The 23,972-nt window shown below is 65.4% G+C and carries 21 protein-coding genes and 2 pseudogenes; 16 read left to right on the forward strand and 7 right to left on the reverse strand.

Annotated elements, in window-relative coordinates; genetic code table 11:
- Positions 1 to 10 precede the first annotated feature (10 nt).
- Genes LWC34_RS35885 through LWC34_RS35915 form a run of 7 tightly spaced genes read left to right on the forward strand, consistent with a single transcriptional unit; the run spans position 11 to position 8,585 of the window.
- Positions 11 to 1,516: an asparagine synthase-related protein gene (locus tag LWC34_RS35885; protein ID WP_233729692.1), complete on the forward strand. Its 1,506-nt coding sequence runs from the start codon at positions 11 to 13 to the stop codon at positions 1,514 to 1,516.
- The gene (locus LWC34_RS35890; RefSeq protein ID WP_233729693.1) at positions 1,513 to 2,802 is read left to right on the forward strand and encodes an ATP-grasp domain-containing protein; all 1,290 of its coding nucleotides are present in this window, start codon (positions 1,513 to 1,515) and stop codon (positions 2,800 to 2,802) included. Before LWC34_RS35885 ends, LWC34_RS35890 begins: the two co-directional genes overlap by 4 nt.
- Positions 2,799 to 3,809 carry an agmatinase gene (gene speB, locus LWC34_RS35895; RefSeq protein WP_233729694.1) on the forward strand — a complete coding sequence of 337 codons (1,011 nt, stop codon included), beginning with the start codon at positions 2,799 to 2,801 and terminating at the stop codon, positions 3,807 to 3,809. The genes LWC34_RS35890 and speB overlap by 4 nt, the downstream gene beginning before the upstream one ends.
- Positions 3,810 to 3,824: 15 nt before the next feature.
- Entirely contained in the window at positions 3,825 to 4,808 is a 984-nt protein-coding gene (gene cs1, locus LWC34_RS35900; protein ID WP_233729695.1) for a clavaminate synthase Cs1, read from the forward strand.
- Complete coding sequence (locus LWC34_RS35905; RefSeq protein WP_233729696.1) at positions 4,808 to 5,911, forward strand: GNAT family N-acetyltransferase; 1,104 nt, start codon at positions 4,808 to 4,810, stop codon at positions 5,909 to 5,911. Before cs1 ends, LWC34_RS35905 begins: the two co-directional genes overlap by 1 nt.
- On the forward strand, positions 5,908 to 7,584 hold the full coding sequence (locus LWC34_RS35910; RefSeq protein WP_233729697.1) for an ABC transporter substrate-binding protein: 1,677 nt from the start codon (positions 5,908 to 5,910) through the stop codon (positions 7,582 to 7,584). The genes LWC34_RS35905 and LWC34_RS35910 overlap by 4 nt, the downstream gene beginning before the upstream one ends.
- Positions 7,581 to 8,585, forward strand: coding sequence for a GNAT family N-acetyltransferase (locus LWC34_RS35915; protein ID WP_233729698.1), 1,005 nt, complete (start codon positions 7,581 to 7,583; stop codon positions 8,583 to 8,585). Before LWC34_RS35910 ends, LWC34_RS35915 begins: the two co-directional genes overlap by 4 nt.
- Before the next feature lie 45 nt (positions 8,586 to 8,630).
- On the opposite strand, the gene LWC34_RS35920 is transcribed toward LWC34_RS35915, so the two are convergent.
- Positions 8,631 to 9,545 carry an EamA family transporter gene (locus LWC34_RS35920; RefSeq protein ID WP_233729699.1) on the reverse strand — a complete coding sequence of 305 codons (915 nt, stop codon included), beginning with the start codon at positions 9,543 to 9,545 and terminating at the stop codon, positions 8,631 to 8,633.
- On the reverse strand, positions 9,542 to 10,807 hold the full coding sequence (locus LWC34_RS35925) for a serine hydrolase (protein WP_233729700.1): 1,266 nt from the start codon (positions 10,805 to 10,807) through the stop codon (positions 9,542 to 9,544). The genes LWC34_RS35920 and LWC34_RS35925 overlap by 4 nt, the downstream gene beginning before the upstream one ends.
- A 112-nt stretch (positions 10,808 to 10,919) precedes the next feature.
- Here LWC34_RS35925 and LWC34_RS35930 point away from each other — a divergent pair, with 112 nt between their 5' ends.
- Both LWC34_RS35930 and LWC34_RS35935 read left to right on the forward strand, forming a co-directional pair.
- Positions 10,920 to 11,978: a DUF2332 domain-containing protein gene (locus tag LWC34_RS35930; protein WP_233729701.1), complete on the forward strand. Its 1,059-nt coding sequence runs from the start codon at positions 10,920 to 10,922 to the stop codon at positions 11,976 to 11,978.
- Between the two features lie 28 nt (positions 11,979 to 12,006).
- Positions 12,007 to 12,759 carry an SDR family NAD(P)-dependent oxidoreductase gene (locus LWC34_RS35935; protein ID WP_233729702.1) on the forward strand — a complete coding sequence of 251 codons (753 nt, stop codon included), beginning with the start codon at positions 12,007 to 12,009 and terminating at the stop codon, positions 12,757 to 12,759.
- Positions 12,760 to 12,802: 43 nt separating this feature from the next.
- Here LWC34_RS35935 and argJ read toward each other — a convergent pair whose 3' ends face one another.
- Positions 12,803 to 13,960, reverse strand: coding sequence for a bifunctional glutamate N-acetyltransferase/amino-acid acetyltransferase ArgJ (gene argJ / locus LWC34_RS35940; protein WP_233729703.1), 1,158 nt, complete (start codon positions 13,958 to 13,960; stop codon positions 12,803 to 12,805).
- A 111-nt stretch (positions 13,961 to 14,071) separates the two neighbouring features.
- Between argJ and LWC34_RS35945 the strand changes: the two genes are divergently transcribed.
- The 4 genes and pseudogenes from LWC34_RS35945 (at position 14,072) to LWC34_RS35955 (ending at position 17,055) form a co-directional block, all read left to right on the forward strand.
- Positions 14,072 to 15,289 (forward strand): cytochrome P450, encoded by a 1,218-nt coding sequence (locus LWC34_RS35945; protein WP_233729704.1) that lies wholly within the window; start codon positions 14,072 to 14,074, stop codon positions 15,287 to 15,289.
- Positions 15,290 to 15,581: 292 nt separating this feature from the next.
- Positions 15,582 to 15,881, forward strand: a pseudogene (locus LWC34_RS59420) (glycoside hydrolase domain-containing protein); the annotation flags it as partial.
- Between the two features lie 37 nt (positions 15,882 to 15,918).
- Positions 15,919 to 15,999 (forward strand): annotated as a pseudogene (locus tag LWC34_RS59040) (xanthine dehydrogenase family protein molybdopterin-binding subunit); the annotation flags it as partial.
- 186 nt (positions 16,000 to 16,185) lie between these two features.
- Positions 16,186 to 17,055, forward strand: coding sequence for an aminoglycoside phosphotransferase family protein (locus tag LWC34_RS35955; RefSeq protein ID WP_233729706.1), 870 nt, complete (start codon positions 16,186 to 16,188; stop codon positions 17,053 to 17,055).
- A 63-nt stretch (positions 17,056 to 17,118) separates the two neighbouring features.
- Here LWC34_RS35955 and LWC34_RS35960 read toward each other — a convergent pair whose 3' ends face one another.
- Together LWC34_RS35960 and LWC34_RS35965 are read right to left on the reverse strand one after the other, a co-directional pair.
- Entirely contained in the window at positions 17,119 to 17,769 is a 651-nt protein-coding gene (locus LWC34_RS35960) for a TetR/AcrR family transcriptional regulator C-terminal domain-containing protein (RefSeq protein ID WP_308200188.1), read from the reverse strand.
- A 1,047-nt stretch (positions 17,770 to 18,816) separates the two neighbouring features.
- Positions 18,817 to 19,017, reverse strand: coding sequence for a hypothetical protein (locus LWC34_RS35965; RefSeq protein WP_233729707.1), 201 nt, complete (start codon positions 19,015 to 19,017; stop codon positions 18,817 to 18,819).
- Positions 19,018 to 19,087: 70 nt separating this feature from the next.
- Between LWC34_RS35965 and LWC34_RS35970 the strand changes: the two genes are divergently transcribed.
- The 3 genes from LWC34_RS35970 to LWC34_RS35980 are packed head-to-tail and all read left to right on the forward strand — an operon-like array spanning position 19,088 to position 21,116.
- Complete coding sequence (locus LWC34_RS35970) at positions 19,088 to 19,510, forward strand: helix-turn-helix domain-containing protein (protein WP_233729708.1); 423 nt, start codon at positions 19,088 to 19,090, stop codon at positions 19,508 to 19,510.
- Positions 19,507 to 20,010 carry a hypothetical protein gene (locus tag LWC34_RS35975; RefSeq protein ID WP_233729709.1) on the forward strand — a complete coding sequence of 168 codons (504 nt, stop codon included), beginning with the start codon at positions 19,507 to 19,509 and terminating at the stop codon, positions 20,008 to 20,010. The genes LWC34_RS35970 and LWC34_RS35975 overlap by 4 nt, the downstream gene beginning before the upstream one ends.
- Positions 20,007 to 21,116: an MAB_1171c family putative transporter gene (locus LWC34_RS35980; protein WP_233729710.1), complete on the forward strand. Its 1,110-nt coding sequence runs from the start codon at positions 20,007 to 20,009 to the stop codon at positions 21,114 to 21,116. The genes LWC34_RS35975 and LWC34_RS35980 overlap by 4 nt, the downstream gene beginning before the upstream one ends.
- A 45-nt stretch (positions 21,117 to 21,161) precedes the next feature.
- Here the strand turns inward: LWC34_RS35980 and LWC34_RS35985 are convergent, their stop codons facing one another.
- The gene (locus LWC34_RS35985; RefSeq protein WP_233729711.1) at positions 21,162 to 21,653 is read right to left on the reverse strand and encodes an RICIN domain-containing protein; all 492 of its coding nucleotides are present in this window, start codon (positions 21,651 to 21,653) and stop codon (positions 21,162 to 21,164) included.
- Between the two features lie 2,000 nt (positions 21,654 to 23,653).
- On the reverse strand, positions 23,654 to 23,947 hold the full coding sequence (locus tag LWC34_RS35990) for a nucleoporin NDC1 (protein WP_233729712.1): 294 nt from the start codon (positions 23,945 to 23,947) through the stop codon (positions 23,654 to 23,656).
- Between the last annotated feature and the right edge of the window lie 25 nt (positions 23,948 to 23,972).

Genomic DNA, 23,972 nt, shown 5'->3' on the forward strand with positions numbered 1-23,972 from the left:
ACGAATCGACATGGGAGGACCCCCGATCACCGGGTTCTCGATCCGCATCACCACCGGTGAACCGCAGGCGGGTGACGCGCCAACGCTGACGGCCACCGGCCAGGCCGTGGCGATCAACGTGCCGGCGGGTGGCCTGCACTGGAGCGGATGGGCGCTGACCGCCTCAGCGCCCATCCCCAGCGCCGACGGGGTGACCGTGGTGCTGGCGGGCGAGCTGTATCACCGGGACGCCCTGCGCGTGGCCATCGGACCGTCAGCCGACGGCGTCAACGACGACGCCGAACTGCTGCTGGCCTGCTGGCTGCGCTACGGGGCGCCCGGCCTCCGCCTGCTCGACGGTCGGTTCGCCGCCGTCGTCACCGAAGGCGACACCGTCGTCGCGGCCACGGACCACGCCGGGACCGTGCCGTTGTACGTGCGGCACGGCCAGGACGGGCTCGCGATCGCCACTGAGGCCAAGGCACTCAGGCACGGCGGACCATCAGAACCTTTGCCGGGCACCGAATCGGTGCCCGGCAACACCGGCGTGCGTCGAGTGCGCGCCGGTACTGCCGTGGCTGTGGTGCCCAGTTCCGGCAAAGCGTCGGCGATACGCACGTGGCTCCCGCCGGAACACCGCATAGTGCTGCCCGAGGAAGAGGCAGTACGCCGCGTCTACACGGTCCTCGACGAAGCGGTCCGCTCAAGGCTCGACGGTGGACCGGTGACTGTGGTGCTCTCCGGTGGGATCGACTCAAGCTCAGTCGCGGCGCTGACCCGCCAGAGCGGTGTCGAGACGATCTCGCTTGGCACCGACGCGGGTGACGAGTTCGAAGCCGCCCGCACAGTGGCCGACCACATCGGCACCCGGCACTCGGAATTCCGGGTCGGCAGCGAGGATCTCGTGCGTCAGCTGCCGTGGGCCGTCGCGGCCGCGGAGATCATCGACGCGGACGTGCTGGAGTACCTGCTGCCGCTGGTGGTGATGTACCGGCTGCTGCCCGGCGCCGGGCGGCGGATCCTCACCGGCTACGGCGCCGACATCCCGCTCGGCGGAATGCATCGCGCCACCCGGCGGCTGGACTCGCTCGACACCGTGATCTCCGACGACATGAACACCTTCGACGGGCTCAACGAGATGTCCCCGGTGTTGGGATGCCTTGCCGGGCACTGGACAACCCACCCGTACTGGGACCGCTCGGTGCTTGACGTGTTGACCGCGTTGGAACCTGGCCTCAAACGCAGGCACGGCCGGGACAAGTGGGTGTTGCGGGAAGCGATGCGCGACCTGTTGCCCGAGGCCACCGTGAGCAGGCCGAAGCTGGGTATCCACGAAGGTTCCGGCACGACAAGTGTCTGGACCTCGATGTTGCTCGACGCCGGTGTCGCGGCGGCCGACGTGCCGAGGGCGAAGCGCGCGATGGCGATCGCCATTCACGACCGTGTGGTCGGCCAAGCCGAACCGCCAGCCGACGTGTCCTTCGATGACGTGCTGCGCGACGTGATCGCCAGCCCGAGTTTGGCGGTGGTGAAATGACCGCACCCCTCGCGGACTATCCACAGTTCGCTGGAAAGCGGCTGGCGATCGTCGAGCACATGCTCAACCACCCGTTCTACCTCGGCTTGCGGCAAGCCCAGGAGCGCGGGCTGGAAGTGTGGCTGCTGACCGGTGACCGCTCGTGGTACACCCACGGCCACGACTGGGACGCGCACCCGTTGGCCTGTGTGGACAAGGTTTTCGACGTCGACACCAACGACCCGGAGGCAGTGCTCGCGGTCGTCACGGACGAGAACGGAAAGTCCCTTGTGGACGGACTGACCTCGTTCTCCGACTACCACACCGTGCTCGCGGCGCAGGTCGCACGCAGGCTCGGCCTGCCAGGCCCGAACCCCGAGGCGATCGAGACGGCGAACGTCAAGGACCGGCTGCGGGTGGCACTCGGCGACAAACCGTTCAACATCCCGCATTTCCTGGTGCAGAGCCGTGACCAGCTGGACGAGGCGGCCGAGCTGCTCGGCTTCCCGATGATCGCCAAACCGCCTGCCGAGGCGATCAGCTACGGTGTCGTCCGGGTGGACGACATGGCGCAGCTTGTCAAGGCGTGGGAGGAACTGTCGGCCGTACGCCACAGCCTGCGGGGGCAGCCGCGCTCCGGCGATGTGTTGCTGGAGCAGTACGTCGAGGGTGTCGAAGTCAGCGTCGAGACGATGACCGTAGACGGGCACACCCACGTATTCGGTGTAACATCAAAGGATCTCTTCGGCGATCCCGCGTACATCGAGTGCGGGCACACGTTCCCGGTCCCGTTGTCCGACGAGTCGCGCGCCGAGCTCTACCACGCGGTGCGCCGCACGTTGGAGCTGATCGGCTACGACCGCGGGCCATGCCACACCGAAGCCCGCGACACCAAGGACGGCTGGCGCATCATCGAGGCGAACCCGCGCACGCCGTCGAGCTGCATGACGATGCTTGTCACGGACGTGACCGGACGCAGCCCGATCCTTGACGCGTGGGTCCTCGCACTCGGCGGGACACCGCAGATCGAACCCGTCACGCATTCCGGCGGCGCCGCAGTACGAATGATCTACCCGACCCGGCGGGGCGTGCTCAAGCGCGTCGACGGCATCGAATCCGCGCAGGCAGTGCCCGGCGTCGAGGTGCTGCTGCACGTCGAGCCAGGAGACAAGTTGCTGCAACGGATGGACAACTCCTCCTGCGTCGGATTCACGTACTGCAAGGGACCGGACCGGCTGACCGCACAGAAGGCCGCGGACGAAGCCGCCGCCTGCCTTGACTTCGTGGTCGAGGAGGACGAGCTGTGACCGAGTCCAGCGAACCGAAACGGATCAAGACCACCAGCTCACCGCGCTACGCCCAAGTGGCGACGTTCATGCGGCTGCCGCTGGTGCCGGACCCGACCGGGCGCGACGTGGTCGTGATCGGCGCGCCATACGACGGCGGCGCAAGCTATCGGCCGGGTGCGCGGCTGGCGCCGCGGGCCATCCGGCACGAGTCGTGCCTGATCCACGGAACCGGCATTGATCGCGGCCCGAACATCTTCGACGTGATCGACGTCGTCGACGCGGGCGACATCGACCTGAGCCCGTTCTCGATGGAACTCGCGATCGACACCGCGACCGAGGCGCTGACCGATCTGTTGCGTCGCAACAACGCGTTCCTCATGTTCGGCGGTGACCATTCGTTGTCACTGCCGGGTATGCGCGCGGCGTACGACAAGCACGGCCCACTCGCTGTGCTGCATCTCGACGCGCACAGTGACACGTTCCCTCCGGTGTACGGCGGGCTGCATCACCACGGCACACCGTTCCGTTGGGGCCTTGAGGAAGGCCTGATCGACGCGCACAGCATGATCCAGATCGGCATCCGTGGACACAACCCGAGCCCGGACTCGCTGGACTTCCCACGCGGGCGTGGCGTCACCGTCGTGACCGCGCAGGAGTGCACGGGCATCGAGGCCACCAAGCAAAACGCGCAGCGAATCCGCGAAGTGGTCGGCGATCGGCCGTTGTACGTGTCGATCGACATCGACGTAGCCGATCCCGCGTTCGCGCCCGGCACCGGAACCCCGGCACCTGGCGGCCTCAGCTCGCGGGAAGTGCTTGCGCTGCTTGACGCCATCGGCGATCTCAACCCGGTCGGCTTCGACGTTGTCGAGGTCTCGCCGCCGTGGGATCCGTCGGGCATCACCGCGTTGCTCGCCGCCGAGATCGGCGCTGAGCTGCTCTACCAGTACTCCCGCGCGCACCGACGTGGTCCCGCCGAGCGCGCGGCTCTCGCAACAGCCAATGGGGCCATCGATCCCCGCTGAGCGGAAAGGAAAGCCATGACTACCACCTTTGACTCACCGGTGATCGACTTCACCGACCACCACGCCCTGCTCAATGAACTGCGGGCGACGCTTCCCGACGTGCCGCGCGCCGACCTGCCCGCGTTCTTCGCGGCTGCGGCTGAAGCGGCCAAGCGGCTGCCCGCCGAGATCGTCGAGCACCTGAAGTCGTTCCGGGACAACGGAAACGAGGACGGCTATCTGCTGCTGCGCGGATTACCGGTTGAGCAGAACCTGCAGGCGACGCCGACCACCACACCGGCGCCGGACGACCGACCGCTGATCGCCGCCGAGGCGTGGCTCGCACTGGTTGGCCGCGTGCTCGGTCTGCCGACGGGATACAAGGAGCTGCGCGTCGGGACCGTTTACCACGACGTATACCCGTCGCCGGGCGCGCACTACCTGTCCTCGGAGACTTCCGAGACGCTGCTGGAGTTCCACACCGAGATGGCCTACCACCAGCACCAGCCGCAGTACGTGATGCTGGCGTGCTCGCGGGCCGACCACGAGCGCAAGGCCGCGACCCTGGTCGCGTCGGTGCGTAAGGCCCTGCCGTTGGTGGACGCCGAGTCCCGTGCCCAACTGCTCGCCGAGCCGATGCCGTGCTTCCTTGACGTGGCCTTCCGTGGCGATGACCCGGAGCAGAAGCGTGGCCCGGCCGCTCGGGTGAAGGTGTTCGTCGGTGACGCCGATGACCCGTTGCTCGGCTACGACCGTGAGCTGCTCGCGCCTGACACCCCGCAGGCCACGGAAGCGCTCGCGGTGCTGTCCAAGGCTTTGGACGAGGTGACCGTGCCGGTCAAGCTCACCCCCGGCGACCTGGTGATCATCGACAACTACCGGACCACGCACGCGCGTACCCCGTTCACGCCGCGCTGGGACGGCGAGGACCGGTGGTTGCACCGCATGTACATCCGGGTTCCCGAGCGGATGCAAGGCACCGGCGAGCCTGGCGACGTAGTCACGTTCATCCCGCGCTAGTGACCGGCACGACGCTGGCCGTGGCCACGGCCGCCGAACTGCCGGCCGCGGGCTGGCAGGACCTGCTTGGTGTGGAGGACTTCTTCCAGACCCCGCGTTGGCTGGCCGTGCAGGAACGCAATGGTGGTACCACGCTTGACTTCCTGATCCGGCGGCAGGCAGGTGTTCCTGTCGCCGGACTGGTGGCCGCGTGGGCGACTGACAAGGTGCCGTGGCTGCTGGCCCGGCCGGACGCCTTGCTCAAACACTCCGTCGCGGCAGGCAAGGAAGGCGCCGAGCGTTGCCTTGCCGAAGTAGCCAGGAACGACCCGGACTCGTTGCTGCCCGCGTTGGTCTGCGGCGGCAGGCACCTCGGTCGTACCCGGACGCTGACCGCGCCCGGCGCGGACCCCAGTGATGTCGATGCGTTGGTGGAGCACGCCGAGCAAATCGCGCTGGAGCGTGGGGCCGCCTCGGTGTGCTTTCCGCACGTTGACGCCCGCGACACGGATCTCATTGAGCTGCTGGACAAGCGTGGCTACAGCTGGCATTCCAGCGAGCACTACTCCTGGCTGCCGGTGCCGTCAGGCGGGTTCGACGAGTTCCTCGCAGGCATGACCCAGCACCGGCGCAGGCGGGTTCGCTTGGAACGACGGGCGATCGCCGAGGCCGGAGTCGAAGTGCATGTGGAGCCGCTGACCAAAGCGCTGGCACCGCGGCTCGGTGAGCTTGACGCCAATCTGCTTGCCAAATATGGAAACCCTGGCAGCCCGGAGTACTCGGCCGGGTTGCTTTCCTGGATTTCCGAGGTGATGGGATCCGACGCGTTGGTCTCACTGGCCACAAAGGACAGTGAGATCATCGGTTTTGGGTTGGTGCTGCGTTCATCCGCGCGTGGCGAAGAGCAGTGGTTCGGTCATCGAGCCGGGTTCGACTACGCCGCACAGGGCAAACTGCAGCTCTACTACGAGGTTCTGTACTACCGCGTGCTCGAGGCGGCGGCGCAGGCCGGTGCGACCGTGCTGCACGCCGGGATCGGCAGCACCGACGCCAAGCTGGCCCGCGGCTGCCTGGCCAGTGAGCAGCGTTCGTATCTGCTTCGACTGAAGGAGTTCCGAGAGTGAGCGCGGGAATCGAACTGCAGACCGGCGCGGGCTGGGACGCCGCAGTCGGTTCCATGGTGAACCCGTCGGACCGGCGCGGCGGCACGCTGCGGCTGGTGTCGTCGGCCGACGTCGACTCGCTGGATCCGGCCCGCACGTACTACGTGTGGGTATGGCTGTTGCAGCGGATGCTGAACCGGACGCTGATGGCCTACCCGACCGACGCCGCTTTGACCGGGCTGACGCCGGTTCCTGATCTCGCGGAGGCACCGGGGGAAGTCAGCGACGACGGCCGTACGTGGACCTACCGGCTGCGGCCGGGCGTGCGCTACGACGACGGCACCGAGGTCACGTCCTTCGACATTCGCTATGCCGTGCAACGGGTATTCGCCCAGGACGTGTTGCCGGGCGGGCCGACGTACCTGATCTCGCTGCTGGACGATCCGGACCGGCCGTATCCCGGGCCGTACCGCGATCCGGACGGGTTGGCTGCCGTACGCACCCCGGATGCGCGGACGATCGTGTTCCATCTGCGTAGCCCGTTCGCGGATTTCGACCACCTGATGGCGCAGCCCTGCGTGTCGCCTGTCCCCCGGTCGGCGGACACTGGCGCGCGCTACGGCGAGGACCCGAGGTGTAGCGGTCCATATCGGATCGCCGCGTACCGCCCGGGTGAGTTGTTACGCCTCGACCGCAACCCCCATTGGGATCCAGCAACGGATCCGGTCCGGCCCGCGTTGCCTGACCAGGTAGAGCTGACCATCGGGATGACGGTCGACGAGCTCGACGACCGGCTGATCGCGGGCGAGTTCGACATCAACCTCGAAGGCCGCGGCATCCAGCACGCCGCGCAACGGCGGATCATGGCCGACGAGGTCCTGCAGTCCAATTCGGACAATCCGAAGACCGGGTTTCTGCAGTTCATCTCGGTGAACAAGCAGATCCCGCCGTTCGACAACGTGCATGTGCGCCGGGCGGTGCAGTACGCGGCGGACAAGATCCTGTTGCAGGAAGCCAGAGGCGGGCCAGTCACCGGCGGCGAGATCGCGACGGCGTTGTTCCCGCCCCGACTGCCCGCATACCAAGGGCTTGACCGTTATCCCACCGGCCAGGACCTGCGCGGTGATCTCGACGCGGCACGTGCCGAGCTCGCTGCCGCCGGCCTGCCGGACGGGTTCAACGCGGTGATCGGCACCCAGCGTGGCAAGTTCCGGCTCGTCGCCGACGCGCTTGCCGAATCGGTTGCCAGGGTCGGCATCCGGCTTTCCGTCGTGGAACTGGACGTGGCCAGCTACTTCAGCCTCGGCGTTGGCAAGCCCGCCACGATCAGGGAGCATTCGCTCGGCCTCGTGGTGACCGACTGGGGCGCGGATTTCCCCACCGAGTACGGGTTTCTCGCGCCTTTGGTGGACGGCCGCCAGATCAAGGAAGCGGGCGGGAACTGGAACCTCGCCGAACTCGACGAACCCGCGGTCAACGACCTGATCGACCGGACGCTGATCACCGCGGATCCGGAGCGGCGGGCGCGGCTCTGGCAGGAGGTGGAGCGGGAGGTGATGGACCACGCGGTGATCCTTCCCTTGGTGCACGACAAAACCCTGCACTACCGCAACCCCTGGGTCACTAATGTGTACGTGCATCCCGCCTTCGGACTCTACGACGTGCAGGCCATGGGCCTGATGGAGGAACGATGACGACAGCAGACACCCTGCGGTTCAGTCCACTGGTCGCCGATGACGACGAGACGGTGACCGAGTGGCTCGCGCTCCTTGCCGAGTCCGCGGAGCCGTCGCTGTCGCTGGAGTCACCGCCGCCATGCCCGGTCGACATGGTCGGTTCGCTGCGTCACGCGCCGCCGGACACTTCATTGGAGGACTGGGTCGTACGCCGCGACGGCCGCGTGCTCGCTTCGCTGCGGTTGGCACTGCCCGCCGGGGCACCGATGGTTCGCGTGGACCAGTTACTCGTGCACCCGTCGGTGCGTCGTCAGGGCATCGGCCGGACGCTGTACTCCTACGCGTTGGAACGCGCTGCGGAACACGGCCGCGAGGGCATTACCGCGACCGTCGTCGAGCAACTGCCCGACGGTCCCGAACGCGACCCTGGTCCCAGCGCTTTCGCAGCTGCCGTTGGCGCGAAGCGGTCAGAGTCCGGCGCTGGCGTGCACCAATGGCTGGACTTGGAGCTGAACAACCCGCTCGCCGACGGCGTGCCTGCCCTTGCGGAGGGCTACGAGCTGGTCACGTGGGGAACGACCACACCTGAGGAATACGCCATCGCAGTGTCCAAATTGGAGCTGTCGCTTGGCGGTGCCTCGCTGGACATTCCGGACGAGCAGGTCGAGACCAGCTACGCGCGCCGGTTCGAGGTCATGCGCGTCGGCCGTGGGCGCCGGGCGTACCACACCGGGGTTGTGCACACGGCCAGCGGTTTACTCGTCGGCTACACCAGCATCTCCAAGACCACCGGCAATCCGCAGCACGCATTGCAGGGCATGACCGTTGTGCACACCACACACCGCGGCCACGGCCTCGGCATCGTGATCAAGCTGGCCAACCTGGCCCAGACCCTCGAACACGTGCCCACGCTGCGCATGCTGGAAACGGCCAACGCCGAAGGCAACGCGGCCATGATCGCCGTCAACGCCGCAATGGGCTTCCGCCCAGACGCCCGCTGGACAACCTGGACCAGCTAAAAGACCCTCGTGAGTGGTTATCCATGTTAGAACACGGATAACCACTCACGAGCTCTTACCTGCCGTTTCCGAGTCTGCTGGGGAACGGACGTCGGCAGGGCGCGGCGGTGTTCCTAAAAGGACGCCGCCGATCACGACTGTGCTGCCGAGAAGGGCAAGCGCGCTCGGCGTCTCGTTCAAGGCGATCCAGGCCGCGCCGATGCCGACCACAGGTGTCAGCATCGTGAACGGCGCAACGATACTCGCCGGGTAACGCTTGAGCAGGGCAGTCCAGATCCCGGAGCCGACGACCGTGCCAAGCACCACGATGTAGGCCATCGCGGCGAGGCCAGGCAAACCCTCAAGGCTCAGTGACTTGCCGAGGGCGATCCAACCGGCGGACGGCCCCTCCATCACGGCGGACAGCGCCAGCAGCGGAATTGGCGGAACCACTGCCATCCACAGTGTGAACCGCAGCGGGCTGTCCGGCTTCGCCAACCGGCCCGCCAACATGCCCAGTGCACAAGCAAGCGCGGCAAGCAAAGTGAGGATCAGTGGCAGCAGCGCCGCGACCTGCGCACGGTCGACCGCGATCACGACAAGGCCAAGAATGGCAACGACAACGCCACCGATCTGCTTGCCGGAGACCCGCTCACTCAGCAGGAGCATGCCGAGTAGCACCGTGAACGGCGCCGCGGCCTGGAGAACGACCGAGGACAGCCCGGTCGGCATGCCCACGTCGATGGCCAGGAACAGCAACCCGAACTGCAGCGCGCCGAAGCCGAGTCCGTAAGCGAGCAACCAGCGCAGCGGCACCTTCGGCCGCGGCACGAACAGGATCACCGGAACCGCGAGCAGCAGGTAACGCAGTGCGGCAAGGAAAAACGGCGGGAAGTGGTCGAGGCCGATCCGTACAGCGAGAAAGTTCAGGCCCCACAGCAGGGCGACCAGCGCCGCCAGCCCTCGGTCGCGGGTGCTCATCCGATCAGCGAGTGCAACGTCAGGTCGCCGAGACGACGCAGGTGCAACCCGTCACGCAGGATGCCGACTCGATCGGCACGCTGCTGCAGCACGACAACGTGTTCGACACCGGCGCGGTCCACGACCAACCAGCAGAACATCACCGCTCCTGGCGTGGATCCACCCTTGAACACCGTGACAGGCCAACGATCCCGGTCTATCTCGACACCGGGGTACACGCTGACGATCTCCCGAATTTTGCCTGTCGTGTCTAGGTTTGTGGCCTCCCACAGGGCCGCGAGGGCGCGTGACACATCCCGAGCGCTCATGAACCAGTCGAGTCCACGATCGTGCACGGGATGAGTCAGATCCTTGACCTGAGTGGTCAACGGACCGTCGATCCGCTCAAGCAACCGTTCTCGCTGAACGAGGTCACCCGCTTGCCATTCGGACAACAAATCCTGTTTGCCCCAGCCGATCTCGAACAGCTCACGGCTGGACACAAAGGGCCGCAGGACATCCGGGTTCTGATGGCCCGCGTCGGCCACGGCACGGTGCACCGCGTCCCGGCCAAGGTGGTGGATGATCATGTCGGACGCCGTGTTGTCGCTGCGCGCGAACATGTTGTACGCGGTCTGGAACACGGTGGCCTTGGTGCCGTCCGGCAGGTCCTGCATCTCGCCGGTTGGCAGGCTGCGCTGCGGCGCGCGCAACTCGATCTCATCCTCCCACCGCACATCGCCGTCCCTGATCGCCCGCGCGACCGCCAGCAGGAGATAGACCTTGAAGACCGATCCCGTCGGCATGAGGGTGTCGGCGGAGCGCTCGTACAGGCTCTCCCAGCCGTCGCCCGCGCGCCTGCAGACCAATGCTGCGCTCGTGACATCGGGCCGCGTCAGGACTTCGTCCAGATCAGCGAAGTCGCGTGGGACCCGGCTGAGCACTTCGGGTTCGAACACGATGCGACGGATGAGGCCGGACGTGTCGATGGTGATCGCCATCGAATGCCGTGCGCCGTCCTTGCCGATCAGCGTCGCCCATCCCTTGTGGGCGAGCGGGGTGTAGGACTCCACAGTGAACGGTCCGAGCGCGCGCCAGGAGTCGAACTGCGGGCCGACGCCGTCGGGGTACTTGTCCAGAAACGCTGATACGAAATGGTGTTCAGGGACCTCGCCGAACCCGGGTCCGGCGGCCGCGAGCACATCCACAAGCCAGCGCATCCGCGACTCCACCAGGACTTTGTGCGAAACGTCGCTGACGGGCGCGTATTTGGCATCGGTCACTGGGACAACGATAGGTCGGCCAAACCGCCGCGCGGGATCGCGCGAGGCATCCGCATACCGGCCACCGATCATGCATAACCGCAGGCCGGTCCGCCGCTTCTATTCTCGCCTTGTGCCGGTGAACACCAACAATTCCGCCACCTTCCACATGGCGGAGCTGTGTCGTGCCCAAGCGGACCTGTGCGCGCAACTCGGGTCGGACCTGTACGTCCAGGTGCTCCGGCGCTGCGCCGAGGATGTCGAGGCAGGCGGGCCGGTGTGGGACGTGCTCCGCGATCTCGCCGACTGCCCAGCCGACTTCTACCCGGCGCTCCGGTTACTCGGCTCGGTACACCGGCTCGTGCTAACCGGGCAGGCTCCCGCTTTGGCGGCGCACTACCCGTCGGTCGGCGGGCGACCTGGTCCTGGCCTGTGGGACGCGTTCCGTGGTGTCGTGATCGATCACGCGGCCACGTTGACCACATTGGTGAACAACACTCCACAGACCAACGAAGTAGGCCGTGCGGCCAGCTTCCTCGGTGGTTTCCTGAAGATCGCCAACGAGACCGGGCTCCCGCTGCGACTGCTGGAAGTCGGCGCGAGCGGGGGCCTCAACCTCAACTGGGACCGGTATCGGTACGAATCGGGAGACTGGTCCTGGGGCGACGCTGGCTCCACGGTTCGGCTCACTGACATCTTCGTCGACCGCACGCCCGACAGCGTGCCAGCGACCGTCGTCGAACGGCTCGGGTGCGATCTGAGCCCGATCGACTTGCGCGCCAAGGAAGGGCAGCTGACGCTGCTGTCGTACCTGTGGCCCGATCAGATCGCCCGGATCGAACGGCAGCGTGCCGCCATCCAGATCGCCAGCAACGCACAGGTACACGTCGAGCGGGCCAACGCCATCGACTGGGTACGGCAGCACCTCGCGTCGCCACGTGCCGGGATGGCGACGGTCGTCTTCCACTCCATCGTGCTCAGCTACTTCGACGACAACGAGCGCCGCACGTTCGGCGAAGTGCTCGAAGACGCGGGCAGTCGGGCGACTGCCGATGCACCGCTCGCCTGGCTGTCGTTGGAGCGCTCCGCAGGCCGGTTCGAAGTGCGGTTGCGAAGCTGGCCCGACGGCAGCGAACGGCTGCTGGCGGTGTGCGGCGGCCATGGCCTCCCAGTGCAGTGGCTGGACAGTTGAACACAAGGCACAACCAGGAAGCGAGTGGATGGACGACATGGTCGCAGCACTGAATGGCAAGGTCGCGTTCGTCACGGGCGCCGCGTCCGGCATCGGCCGGGCGTGCGCACGGGTCCTTGCCGCCGAGGGCGCTACGGTGGCGATCGCCGACATCCGGACCGACCGCCTGCACGCCTTGCACGACGAGTTGGCCGAAACCGGCGCCAAGGTGCAGATCGTGACCCTTGACGTGACCGACGAACAGGCCGACAAGGCCGCCATTCAGTCCACTGTGGAGCAATTCGGCCGTCTCGACGTATTGGTGAACTGCGCCGGGTACATGCTGCTCGCGCCGGTCATCGAGGCGGACACCGCGGACTGGACCAAGATGATCAACACCAACGTGCTCGGCATGATGTACCTGACCCACGCCGCGCTGCCGCACCTGATCGAGAGCAAGGGCTCGATCGTGCAGATGTCCTCGATCGCGGCCCGGACGGTCGTCAAAACCGCATCGGCCTACCACGCAAGCAAATTCGCGGTGAACGGGTTCAGCGAAGGCTTGCGGCAGGAAGTGACCGAATTGGGTGTGCGGGTGATCGTGATCGAACCCGGCACCACCCAGACCGAACTGCGTGACCACATCACCCACGCGGCCAGCAAAGCCGCCATCGAGGCACGGGTCGCCCAGTACCGCCAGCTGCAGGCCGAGGACGTCGCCGAGGCGGTGCGCTACGCCGTGACCGCGCCAGAACACGTGGCCGTCAACGAGATCCTGATCCGCCCGACCGACCAGATCTGAGCGGAAAGGCCGGGACTCTTGTGGACGAGTCCCGGCCATCCGATCAGGTCGTGTACTCGGAGTTGAGCCGCACGTAGCCCTCGGTCAAATCGCAGCCGTACACGGTGAAACCGCCGTCGGCGATCCCGAGGTCGATGTTGATCTGCACGGTGTCGCCCTCAAGGTGCTCGACCAGTCGCGCCATGGCGTCCTCGTCCGGCAGATCCGGGTACACGTCGAGATCGCCGAAGCCGATCCGGACCCGTTCTGGGACAATGTCGAGATCGTCCTGGCACTTGCCGATGGCCATGGCGACGCGGCCCCAGTTCGGGTCGCTGCCATGCACAGCCGTCTTCACCAGCGGTGAGTTCACCACGGTCTTGCCGACCCGCTTGGCTTGGTCGTCATCCCTCGCCCCGGACACGTGCACCTCGATGAGCTTGGTCGCGCCCTCGCCGTCCCTGGCGATCTCGCGCACGAGGCGCAGCGCGGCGTCGTAGAGCACCCGCTCGAACTCGTCAACGTCGACCGGACCGGCCTGGCCGTTGGCGAAGATGGCCGCGGTGTCGCTGGTCGAGGTGTCGGTGTCGATGCTGACGGCGTTGAACGTGCGGGCGATCACCGACCGGAACACGCGGTCAAGCTCGGGCTGCGGGATGTCCGCGTCAGTGCAGAAGAACGTGAGCATGGTGGCCATGTTCGGTTCGAGCATGCCGACGCCCTTGGCGATACCGACAAGGCTGGCGTCGCCGCACTTCAGGCTGATCACCTTTGCCTTGGTGTCGGTAGTCATGATCGAGTGCGCCGCTGCGTCGAAGTCGTTGCCGTCGAACGGCCACTGCAGCTCGTCCAGCGCCGCACGCACGCTGTCCATCGGGAACTGGACGCCGATCACGCCCGTGGCGGCGATCAACAGCTCTTGGTCCGACAGGCCGACAGCCTGCGCGACCCTGCGTCGCACCTCGACAGCGTTCTCCATGCCCAACTTGCCGGTCGCCACGTTGGCGTTACGCGCAAGCACCACGAATCCGCGAGCTGAGAAGTCCGCCACCGCCTCGCGGCTGAGCACGACGCTCGGACCGGCGAAACGAGACTTCGTGAACATCGCGCAGGCAACGGCAGGTGTCTCCGAGACGACGATCGTCAAGTCGTCGCGACCATCGTCGCTCAGGCCTGCGCTAGCGGTGTGCACGCGGAAACCCCGCGGAGTGTGCTGGACCATGGTGGCACTTTAAACCTGGCCCTCGACCTCGGTTATGCGCTGTTCCGGGAAGGTATGCGCGCACCACGGCGGAACCCGGTCGGCCTGCTGACGTCGATCTATCTTTGCCTCGTGACGCTGCACGACGAGACGCTCGCGCCCGCCTACCCCATGGAGCGGACGTCCCCGATCGATCCGCCGCCGCCGCTGGCAGCCCTGCGTGCTGGGGCGGACGCGAGCCAGGTGACGATGTGGGACGGCAGCCGGGTGTGGCTGGTGACCTCGTACGCGCACGTCCGCTCGATCCTCGGCGACCGCAGGTTCACCGCGGTGACCAGCGCTCCCGGGTTCCCCATGATGACTCGGACGTCGACGTTGATCCGGTCGCAGCCGCAGTCGGCGTCGTTCATCCGGATGGACGATCCGGAGCATTCGCGCCTGCGGTCGATGCTGACCCGCGAGTTCCTGCAGCGAAGCGTCGAGGACATGCGCCCGGCGATCAAGGATCTGCTGGACAGCACGCTGGTCAAGATCGCAGCGGCGCAGCCGCCGGTCGACCTCGTCGCGCGGCTGACCCAGCCGGTGCCGTCCCAGGTGATCGCCCTGCTGCTGGGCATTCCCGACGAAGCGCAGGACTACTTCACCGAGCGCAGCGCGGTTCTGATCGACCGTGGCTACACCGCCGACGAGGTGAAAGCCGCCCGCGAGGATCTTGACCAGTTCATCCGTGAGCACATCGAGTCACGGATCGAGGAGCCGCGATCCGACCTGGTGAGCAAGCTCGTCGTCGAGCAGCTCCGGCCGGGGAACCTGACCATCGACGAGATGGTCCCGATGTGCAGGCTGCTGCTGGTTGCCGGGCACGGAACCACCGCGAGCCAGGCCGCGCTGAACCTGCTCAGCCTGTTCACCGACGCTGGGCTGGCTGACAAGCTGCGCGCGAACCCCGATCTGGTGCCAGGCGCGGTCGACGAACTGTTGCGTTTTCACACGATCGTGCAAAACGGCCTCGCCCGCGCGGCGACCGAAGACGTGCAACTGGGCGACGTGCTGATCAAGGCTGGCGAGGGCGTGGTGCTTTCGCTGTCGGCAAGCAACCGTGACGAGCAACGCTTCCCATCGCCGGACACCATCGACCCGCAGCGCGCGGATGCCAGGCGGCACATGGCTTTCGGGCACGGGATCCACCAGTGCCTCGGGATGTGGCTTGCCAAGATCGAGCTGGAGGAGATGCTCCACGCGGTGCTGCGCCGACTGCCGGACGCCCGGCTCGCGGTGCCGTTCGAGGAGCTGGAGTTCCGGCACGAGGTGTCCAGCTACGGCATCGCCACCCTGCCAGTCACCTGGTGACACGCGCCAGCGATCCCCGATAGCCCAGGTCAACGCATCGTGCCTGGTCACAGCTCGTGAGTGGTTATGCGCGTTCTAACTCGTCCAACCACTCACGAGTTCTCGCGGCACGACCCGGGAGAACATTCCGCGGCTGCTCAGCGCGGCCTTGTGGTGCAAGGGATATCCCGGCGCCTACGAGGTGTTCACCTGGTCGATCCTCAGCACGTCGGTCGGCTGGGTCCGCGACGACATCGGGCTCGGCCCGGACAACCCGTACGTCGACGTGAAGCTGATGTCCTCGCTGCTGACGATGGACGCCTACATCAAGCTCGGCTCGGGCAGCGGCGCGATCCGCGACGTCCAGCGCTGGCTGAACGCGACGTACTTGCACCGCGCCGACTTCGCGATCGTGCCGTGCGACGGCATCTACGGCCGCGCCGTGCAGACCGCGATGCTGTTCGGCCTGCAGTACGAGATCGGCATGGCCGACGGCGTCGCGAACGGCAACTTCGGCCCCGGCACCCGCGAAGGTATCCGTACCCAGGCAACGGTTTCCCAGGGCTCGACAGACGGCGCGAAGCGGTTTGTCCGGCTCTACCAAGCCGTTCTGCGCTTCAACCGCTACGACTCGCCATTCACCGGCACCCGCGGCGATCGGCAACGCGGTGTACCACGCCACCGGCAAGCGGATCCGTGACCTGCCCATCACACAGGACAAACTGCTGTAGCGAATCAGGCATGCCCCACAAATTCTCCAGCTGAGCGGTCGCGGCCGCTCAGTGATCAACGGCCGCACGAGCGCGGTCAGGGTTGACCAGAAAACTGGTTGATCAAGCTGACGAGGCCATGACACGCTGAAAAACAGCCGTGGGCTGCCGGTCCGTGGTCACTCAACCTTTCGGCAGGAGCTGTCATTGACCGCGGAAACAGCCCCGGCGATCGATGCCGCGCTGGCAAGGCGACTGGTCGACACGCAGTTCCCGCAGTGGGCCAACTTGCCGCTGCTTCAGCACACCCAGGCAGGCTCGGATCACGTGATCTACCGGCTGGGCGACGAGCTGTCCGTGCGGCTGCCCCGCCATTCCGACGCGATCAAGCAGGCGAAGAAGGAAGCTGAGTGGTTGCCCCAGCTTGCCCCGCATCTGCCGCTTGCCATACCCACACTGGTGGAAGTGGGAGAAGCGGACTTCGGCTATCCATGGCCATGGGCGGTGTCACGCTGGCTGGACGGCGAAGTAGCGACCGTCGATGCCCTGTCCAACTCGCACGAAGCCGCCGCTGCGCTGGCCGAATTCCTCACCGCACTCCACCGCTTCGACGGCAAACCGACCGAGGATCTAACCGGCCAGCCCCTGGCCGCACGGGACACTGAGACACGATCCGCCATCACGAAAGTCGGTGACGCATTCGACACCGCGGCGATGACAGAGCTGTGGGACGCAGTCCTCGCCGCCCCCGAATGGGACCGTGCCCCGGTTTGGTTCCACGGCGATTTCCACACCGGCAACCTGTTGACGACCAACGGCCGCCTCAGCGCTGTGATCGACTTCGGTGAGCTTGGTGTCGGCGACCCGGCCTGCGACCTGATCATCGCCTTCACCCTCATGTCGGCCGAAACACGAGCCACCTTCCGTACCGCGCTCGATGTGGACGATGCCACCTGGACTCGCGGTCGCGGCTGGGCCTTGGCCACCGGCTTGAACGCCTATACCTATTACGCCGCAGTCAATCCCCGCGTCGCCGCGCAGACCACCCGCCAGATCACCCAGGCCCTCACGGGCTGAACAACGCTTGCAAGGCAACGCGACTGCCTCAGCAAACCCTTCCCCACCAACGATCGTCGTGCGCTACTGTCGGCGAGCCTCGAGCGCGTCCAGGATCAGGTCAAGGCCATAGCCGAACTCCTTCGTGTGGTCGTAGCCCGGCTGCAGGGCATGGTCGACGATCATTTCCGTGAGGTACGGCAACTCGTCCACCGGTAGCTGCTCCAGCAGGCCGCCAGCCACCTCCTCAACATCATCGGGCGTCGTCATCGGCAAATTCACCTCCTGCAGGACATACCCGCTGATGTAACTGTCGATGAGCGAGATAGCGTGCGCGGCCGTCGCCAGCGCAAACCCCGCCTCCCGCAGAATGCCGAGGACGGCGTTGTGGTGGCGTAGCGTCGCCAACCCAGGGTTACGACGAGAATCCATGAGGCCAAGAGCCCAGCTGTGCCGCGACAAGACTACACGCGCGGAGTAAGCGCGTTCACGAATCGCTTCGCGCCAATCCTCGCAGTCGGCGCTGGGTAGCTTGATCGCCGCGAAGACAGCATCGACCACGCCATCGAGGATCGCATCCTTGTTCGATACGTGGTGGTAGAGCGACATCGCCTCAACACCCAGTTCCTGCGCCACCCGTCGCATAGTGATCGCAGCGGCGCCGCCGCGATCCGCAACCTGGATCGCAGCCTCCAGCACACGATCTCGACTGAGCGGCGGCCGCGGTGGTGACACGAAGACTCCAGAGGTTCGAGCGTATTGACAACCTTACATACGTAAGCCAGCCTTACGGACGTAAGGTAAAAGGAGGACATGCCAATGCCGATGCCAAAGTGGTTAACGCACGTGAACAAGCGTGTGTTCAACCCGGGCGCGATCGCCCGCGGGAAGAGACCGGTGCTGACCCACATCGGACGCACCTCTGGAACGACGTACCGCACGCCACTCGACGCACATCCTGTCGACGGCGGCTACCTGTTCATCCTGGTATACGGATCAAGATCGGACTGGTCCAAAACGTCCTGGCAACAGGCAGCGCAACCCTGAAAGTCGACGGCCATGAAGTACAACTCATAACCCCACGTCTCATCGGAGAGGACGAAGCCTTCAAGGCCCTCGCCGACGACGTGCCACGCCCGCCAAAGATGCTCCGCATCACCGAGTTCCTCCGCGCAGACCTGCGCCCCTGATCACCAAAAACAGCCGCCACCACATCTATCCCCAACGCACCAAACGCCGAGAGCCACTGATGGTTGATTTCCAACGGCGACAAGCGCTGTCAATCCAAGCGACCCGCCCCGACAGGGTTAGCGTTGGTGATACTAGGCATCGCCACAATCATGACGGGAAACAAGCCAAACCGAAACCCAAGAAAGCCCAATCCTGCTGGAAAGCAAGGCCGCCGAAGGCGGCAGGTGGGGTTTGCGGGCTCGGCCCCAACCATAATGACGAACGACCCGGTGAAAGCGCGAAGCACTGTGGGTCGTCCAGAGTCCGTAGAGCTGAGGGGATTCGAACCACCAACCCCACACTGACAGTCCGATTCGGACAGTGTCCCTGACCTGCGACTCTACGCCATATGCACGTAAGAACCATGACAACCAAGCAATTTTGACACAGCCGGAAGCAGCACAGTTGGCGGTGCATCCATGCTCCGGTTTATCCCTGTCGAGGCTCACGATGGCTATGTTGGTCGAGCGGATCGCCCGCCAGATATCCGGGTCGAACGCGGTACTCCCCAACGGGTATAACTCGCGTGTGCATGACCTGGTCATCCCCTGCTCAAGAACGCTGGTGTGACTGAGGATCAGCTGAGCCCCGGTCGGCACGATCCGAACCGGCCGGTCCGGCGCGCCGGATTTCGCCAAGCGGTTGCATCTCCTCGTTCAACGCGGACAGGTTGGCCATGATCGGTTCGAGCACCTCTGGCGGAGGCACCGCATCGTCAGGCTGGCGGATGCCGAGCAGGTACTGCTGGGTCAATGGTGGACTCCTTTCTCCCCTTTTGTACGAACGCGGCCGGACCGTTTCGACAGCCGTATAGTGTTGATCTGTGACAGAGCCGGACGAGGGCGGCAGCCGGATAGCTGAGAAGCTGAACCACCTCTTCCATACGGTCCACCGGGGCGACGGCGAGTACAGCAACAAGGCGGTGGCTGAGGCTATCGCCGAGAAGCAGGGCGTGCAGATCTCGCACACCTACATCTGGCAGCTGCGTACCGGCCGGCGTGACAACCCGACAATCCAACACCTCACTGCGCTCGCCAAGTTCTTCGGCGTCCCCGTCGTCTACTTCCTCGACGACGCCGAGACCGCACGTATCAACCAGGACCTGGAGTTGCTCGCCGCGATGCGGGAGGCCGGGATCACCGAGATCGCGCTGCGCACCGCCGACCTCTCGGACAGCAGCCGCACCGCCGTCGGGGACATGGTCACCCAATTGTGGCGGCTGGAGCACCCAAGCGCGGAAACGTGAGCCACAGCCGGTTAAGTGAATTCGTCGCGTTGCTCGACGTGCCCGCCCCCTTCGACATCGACGAACTCGTCCGGCGGATCGGCGCCGTCCGGGGACGTCCGATCGTGCTGCGTGCCGTCGATCTGCCAGCCGATGGCCCAAGCGGCATGTGGATTGCGACCGGTTCGGCCGACCACATCTGCTACGCCGCCGGCACGAGCCCGTTGCACCAAGAGCACATCGTGTTGCACGAGTTGGGCCATCTGCTGTGTGGTCACACGGCCCCGCAGCCGGATCCGGACAAGATCTTCAAGTTCCTGATGCCGTCGCTGGACCCGGCGATGGTCCGCTCGGTACTTGGCAGGTCGGCGTACAGCGATCCGGAAGAACGGCAGGCCGAGATGTTCGCGATGCTGGTGCTCGAACGCGCGAACAGGCTGCCCTCCAGACGCCACCGACTGTCGCCAGAACTGGCCGAGGTGCTCGATCGCATCGAAGCCGCGCTGGGAGCCGGCCGGTGAACCAACCGCTCCTGGTCACCATCGTCGTTGTGGGCTGGGCGGCGCTCAGCCTCCGGCTCTACTTCCTCTACCGCGGCCGGACCGGTCCCGCGACGGTGTGGATCTGCGGGTCGGTCGCGGCGATCGCGCTGGCGATCACCCTACAGATCAGCTTCGTCCGAGCCGCGGTGGACTCCGTCACCACGCTTAACACAGCGGGCACGATTTCCAACTGCGCTACCCTCGTGGCCGCGGTCGGCGCACAGTGTGCGTTCCTGCACATGGTCAAGCCTAGGGACGCTGCTGCCGCTGCCGGTCGGTCCCGTCTCCGGTGGACGGCAGGGGCGGTCGTGCTGATACTGGCGCTGTTCACGACCACCCCGTCGAACTACGTCGAGAAGCTCGCGAACATGGAGAAGGCGGTGCAGACACCGGTCGTGTCCGCCGCCGCCTATGTGTTCGTGGCGAGCCTTGCCGTGCTGGCCGTCGGGATAATGATCACCGCCTGGTCGTACCGGCTGATCGCCGACCGGTTCTCGCTGCGCTACGGGTTGTTGTCCTTCGTGCTCGGCGCGCTATGCAGCTTCGCCTACGCGGTACTGCGGTTCGCGGGAATGCTCACGTATCAGCTGGACGTGGAAGTCGCCTGGCTTCGCGGAAACCTCCTCGGCCAGCTGTTCGGGTTCACGATCGTGCTGGTGCTCATCGGCATCCTGCTGCCCGCCGTCGGCGCGCGTCTCGGTCTGGATCACTTGGCCCGGTGGTGGCGGATCAACCGCTGGTATCGCGACCTCTATCCACTGTGGAAGGTCCTGCACGACGAGTTCCCCGGTCTCGCGTTGGATGTTCCGGCTGGACGCAACGCCGATTTCCGTCGCCCTGAGCACGCGTTGTACCGGCGGATCATCGAGATCTGGGATGGCAGACTCCAGCTGCGGCCGCACCTCGATCCCTCCGCGGTTCCCGGCGACAGCGCGGCTGAGGCCACCCTGATCGCGGATGCCGTGCGGCGCAGGCGAAACGGGGTCGCGCCGTCAGACGGACACGCAGCGCCGGACAACCGTCCCGACGACCAGGACGCCGAGCTCGACTGGTTGATCGCCGTCTCGCGGGCGCTGCCGCGGTAATGGCGGTGGGGCCGCCGGTCCGACGGCCCCACCTGTCACTCAGCTTTACCAAGCCCATCTCTGGCTGTTCTGCGATCCGCACGGTGCCAGCGTGACGGGCGTTCCGTTGTTGTAGGAACTCAGGTCCATGCACAGGGCGGGGTTGCCCCAGCTGTAGATCGTGTCGCCCCAGTTATTCCACTGCTGGCTGGTTCCATGGTGGCACGGCTTCATGTGCACGACGGCACCCGCGGTGTAAGAACTGATGTCCATGCAGAAACCAGTGTGGAAACTGTGGATCGTTCCGTCGCCCTTGATGTCGAACCGCTGGCTCTCGGTAGAGCTGTTGCACCGGTACAGCGTCACAGGCGTACCTGATGCGTAGGACTGGAGGTCCATGCATCCGTTGCCGCTGCCGATATTCCTGATCAACCCCACGCCCGCTGACTCCATCTGAGTCCCGGCAGCCGCGCTACCGGTACCACTCAACCCCAGCAGCACGGCGACAGTCGCCACCAGCACCGCGATTCCCCTTGACACAAGGCTTCTTGCTCGCATGACGCAACATCTCCTTGACCTGTTGGTGAATGACTACACAGGCGAAGCCCCCATCGGCTCCCCAGTGTGCAGTTCCCCTGTCGCGCACTTAGAGCCTCGCGCAGGGGCCCACATCTTGTCAACCTCAGCTGTCGTTTTCATCAAGCTTGATAAACTTCAGCTACCAACCGGACCGCTTTGTCCGACGCGCCAACGGATGCCGCTGAGAGAACTGTCCGGACTGCACCAAGACGACGTCGACCTCAACCGCGGCACCATCTCCGTCGCCCCGCGCGTCGGAACGCTGCACGAACGTAGCCAGGAGTTCGTCTTCGCCACCCAGAGCAGAAAAGGTTTTGGCCCAGCACATTCATCCGCCGCGTACTCCACCCCGCCATCAACGGCAACGAAACCGTGCCCTAACGACGTGTCCGGACTGTCCCCATTAGACCGGGACCGACCTTCCACGGCCTACGGCACAGCCACCAGAACTGGCTCATCGCCGACGGCGCACCCGAAATCGCCCAAAGCACGACGCCTCGGCCACCCCCTCACCAACCGCGTCACCGAGGTCTACTCCCACGTCGCCACCGAAGTCGAACTACGACTCCACAACGACCTCCAACACCGCTGGCACACCGCCAGTCTCAATGTCCGGGCACATCCGGCCCCGTCAGAACCCGCACACCGACACCTCTCCGGGCCACTCGCGGCTAACCACAAATCCGCTGACCCCACACCAACAGCCCAACAGCATGAGGGGCACACCACCAACCCACACCACGACCACCAAGCTGGAGCAGACTGCTCCAGAACCACAAACAAGGTCACCACAACACGATCAAGAGGAGATCATCCACAAAACCGAAAAGACCCGCCTGACCAGCATCAATAGCTAGCTCAGACGGGTTTCAAAAGGGAGTGGAGCTGAGGGGATTCGAACCCCACACTGCCAGTCGGATTTGGACAGTGCCCCTGACCTGGGGCTTTACAACACGCGCGTCAAAGCTACTGCAATCAAAGCAGTATGATGCAACCCAGTGCAGTTCAGCGCAGCTGGACGCGCGCCCGTGCTCCTGTTTTGCTCCTGTTGCACCAGTGTGAAAACCGGTTGAGCACATGTCAGTCCTCTGTAGAGAGTGGCGCGCACCTAGTACCGATTATCATGCTCCCAGGAGTACCTCGCCTGTAACCTCTTCCCCCAACGACACAGTCTCGGTCACTAGGCCCGCTCGACTTGTACTAGACCGCCCAGCAACTGCACACAACCTGGCCAGCGTCGCCATCCGGCCGGCGGAACGAGACGTGGACAATCAAAGTCTCAAACGCACCGGCCACTGTGGAGTCCCGTCCCTGCAGGTTCCAACCCGTCACCTCGCAGATCTCCCAGCAGCGCGGGCACATGCCGTTCCTCTCTCCACCACACACGAGTCCGAGCTGCAGCACCACGGCTTGCTCCCCCAGCGCGACCCCTACCTCCCCCGCTTCGAGCGATGGATCGACGCCAAGCTTGACGGACTCCCGGACGGATCAGCAGCAGCAGCTGCGGGGGCGGCGGCTGCATCCGCAGGATGAACCACGCCCCCAATCAGAACGAACGTCAGCGACGCCGCCACCGCTCTTCGAACAAGTCTCATCTGTAGCGATCCCCCTTAGAAACTCCACTAATGAGGCCCGGCACCCGTCCGCCGAGTACCGGGCCACATAGGCCATGAACAACTCAGAACCGGACGTCCCAACTCCGCTTGGCGACCGGGTCGTGGTAGATGTAGCCGTGCTGGAAAGTGCTGCGGCGCAGTGTCCGGCAACCCGGAAAATCAATCTCTGAACTGGGGACAGACTCCTTTGTCCACCATTCGATTGAATGGCCTCAACGCCCTGATAACGGGCACGCACGAACAGTGCAGGTGGCTGCTTGTTGGCGCATTTGAGCAGCCATTGAACTTCCATTGATCATGAAAGTCCGATGGCTCGACATCTGTCTGCATGCGTGACTACCCTCGCGACCGAGGGTCTGGCTACTAGTCTCCGGAGATCCAAAGATAGCCGCCCTTGCGGCGGATCTGCTCGAACAGTTCCAGCAATGCGTCCACATCAGGGCGTACTGCTGGTGACCGGGTCGCTATCTCGGCGAGTTCCCCTTCGATCGCATTCAGTTGCGGGATATTGAACATCGTGTCGCCGTGCTGGTATATGCCCGACAGGGTGCCGCCACGTTCAGCCTCGGCAACGACACGGGTCAGCCATTCTCCGGCATCGGTGCCGGCGTAGGATCGCTCGTGTATTTGATTCTCTATGTATACGGCGAGGCCCACGCCTTCCTCGTTTCCTTAGCTGTGC

Origin of the sequence: Kibdelosporangium philippinense (assembly GCF_021390435.2) — a bacterium.
GTDB classification, from domain to species: domain Bacteria; phylum Actinomycetota; class Actinomycetes; order Mycobacteriales; family Pseudonocardiaceae; genus Kibdelosporangium; species Kibdelosporangium philippinense.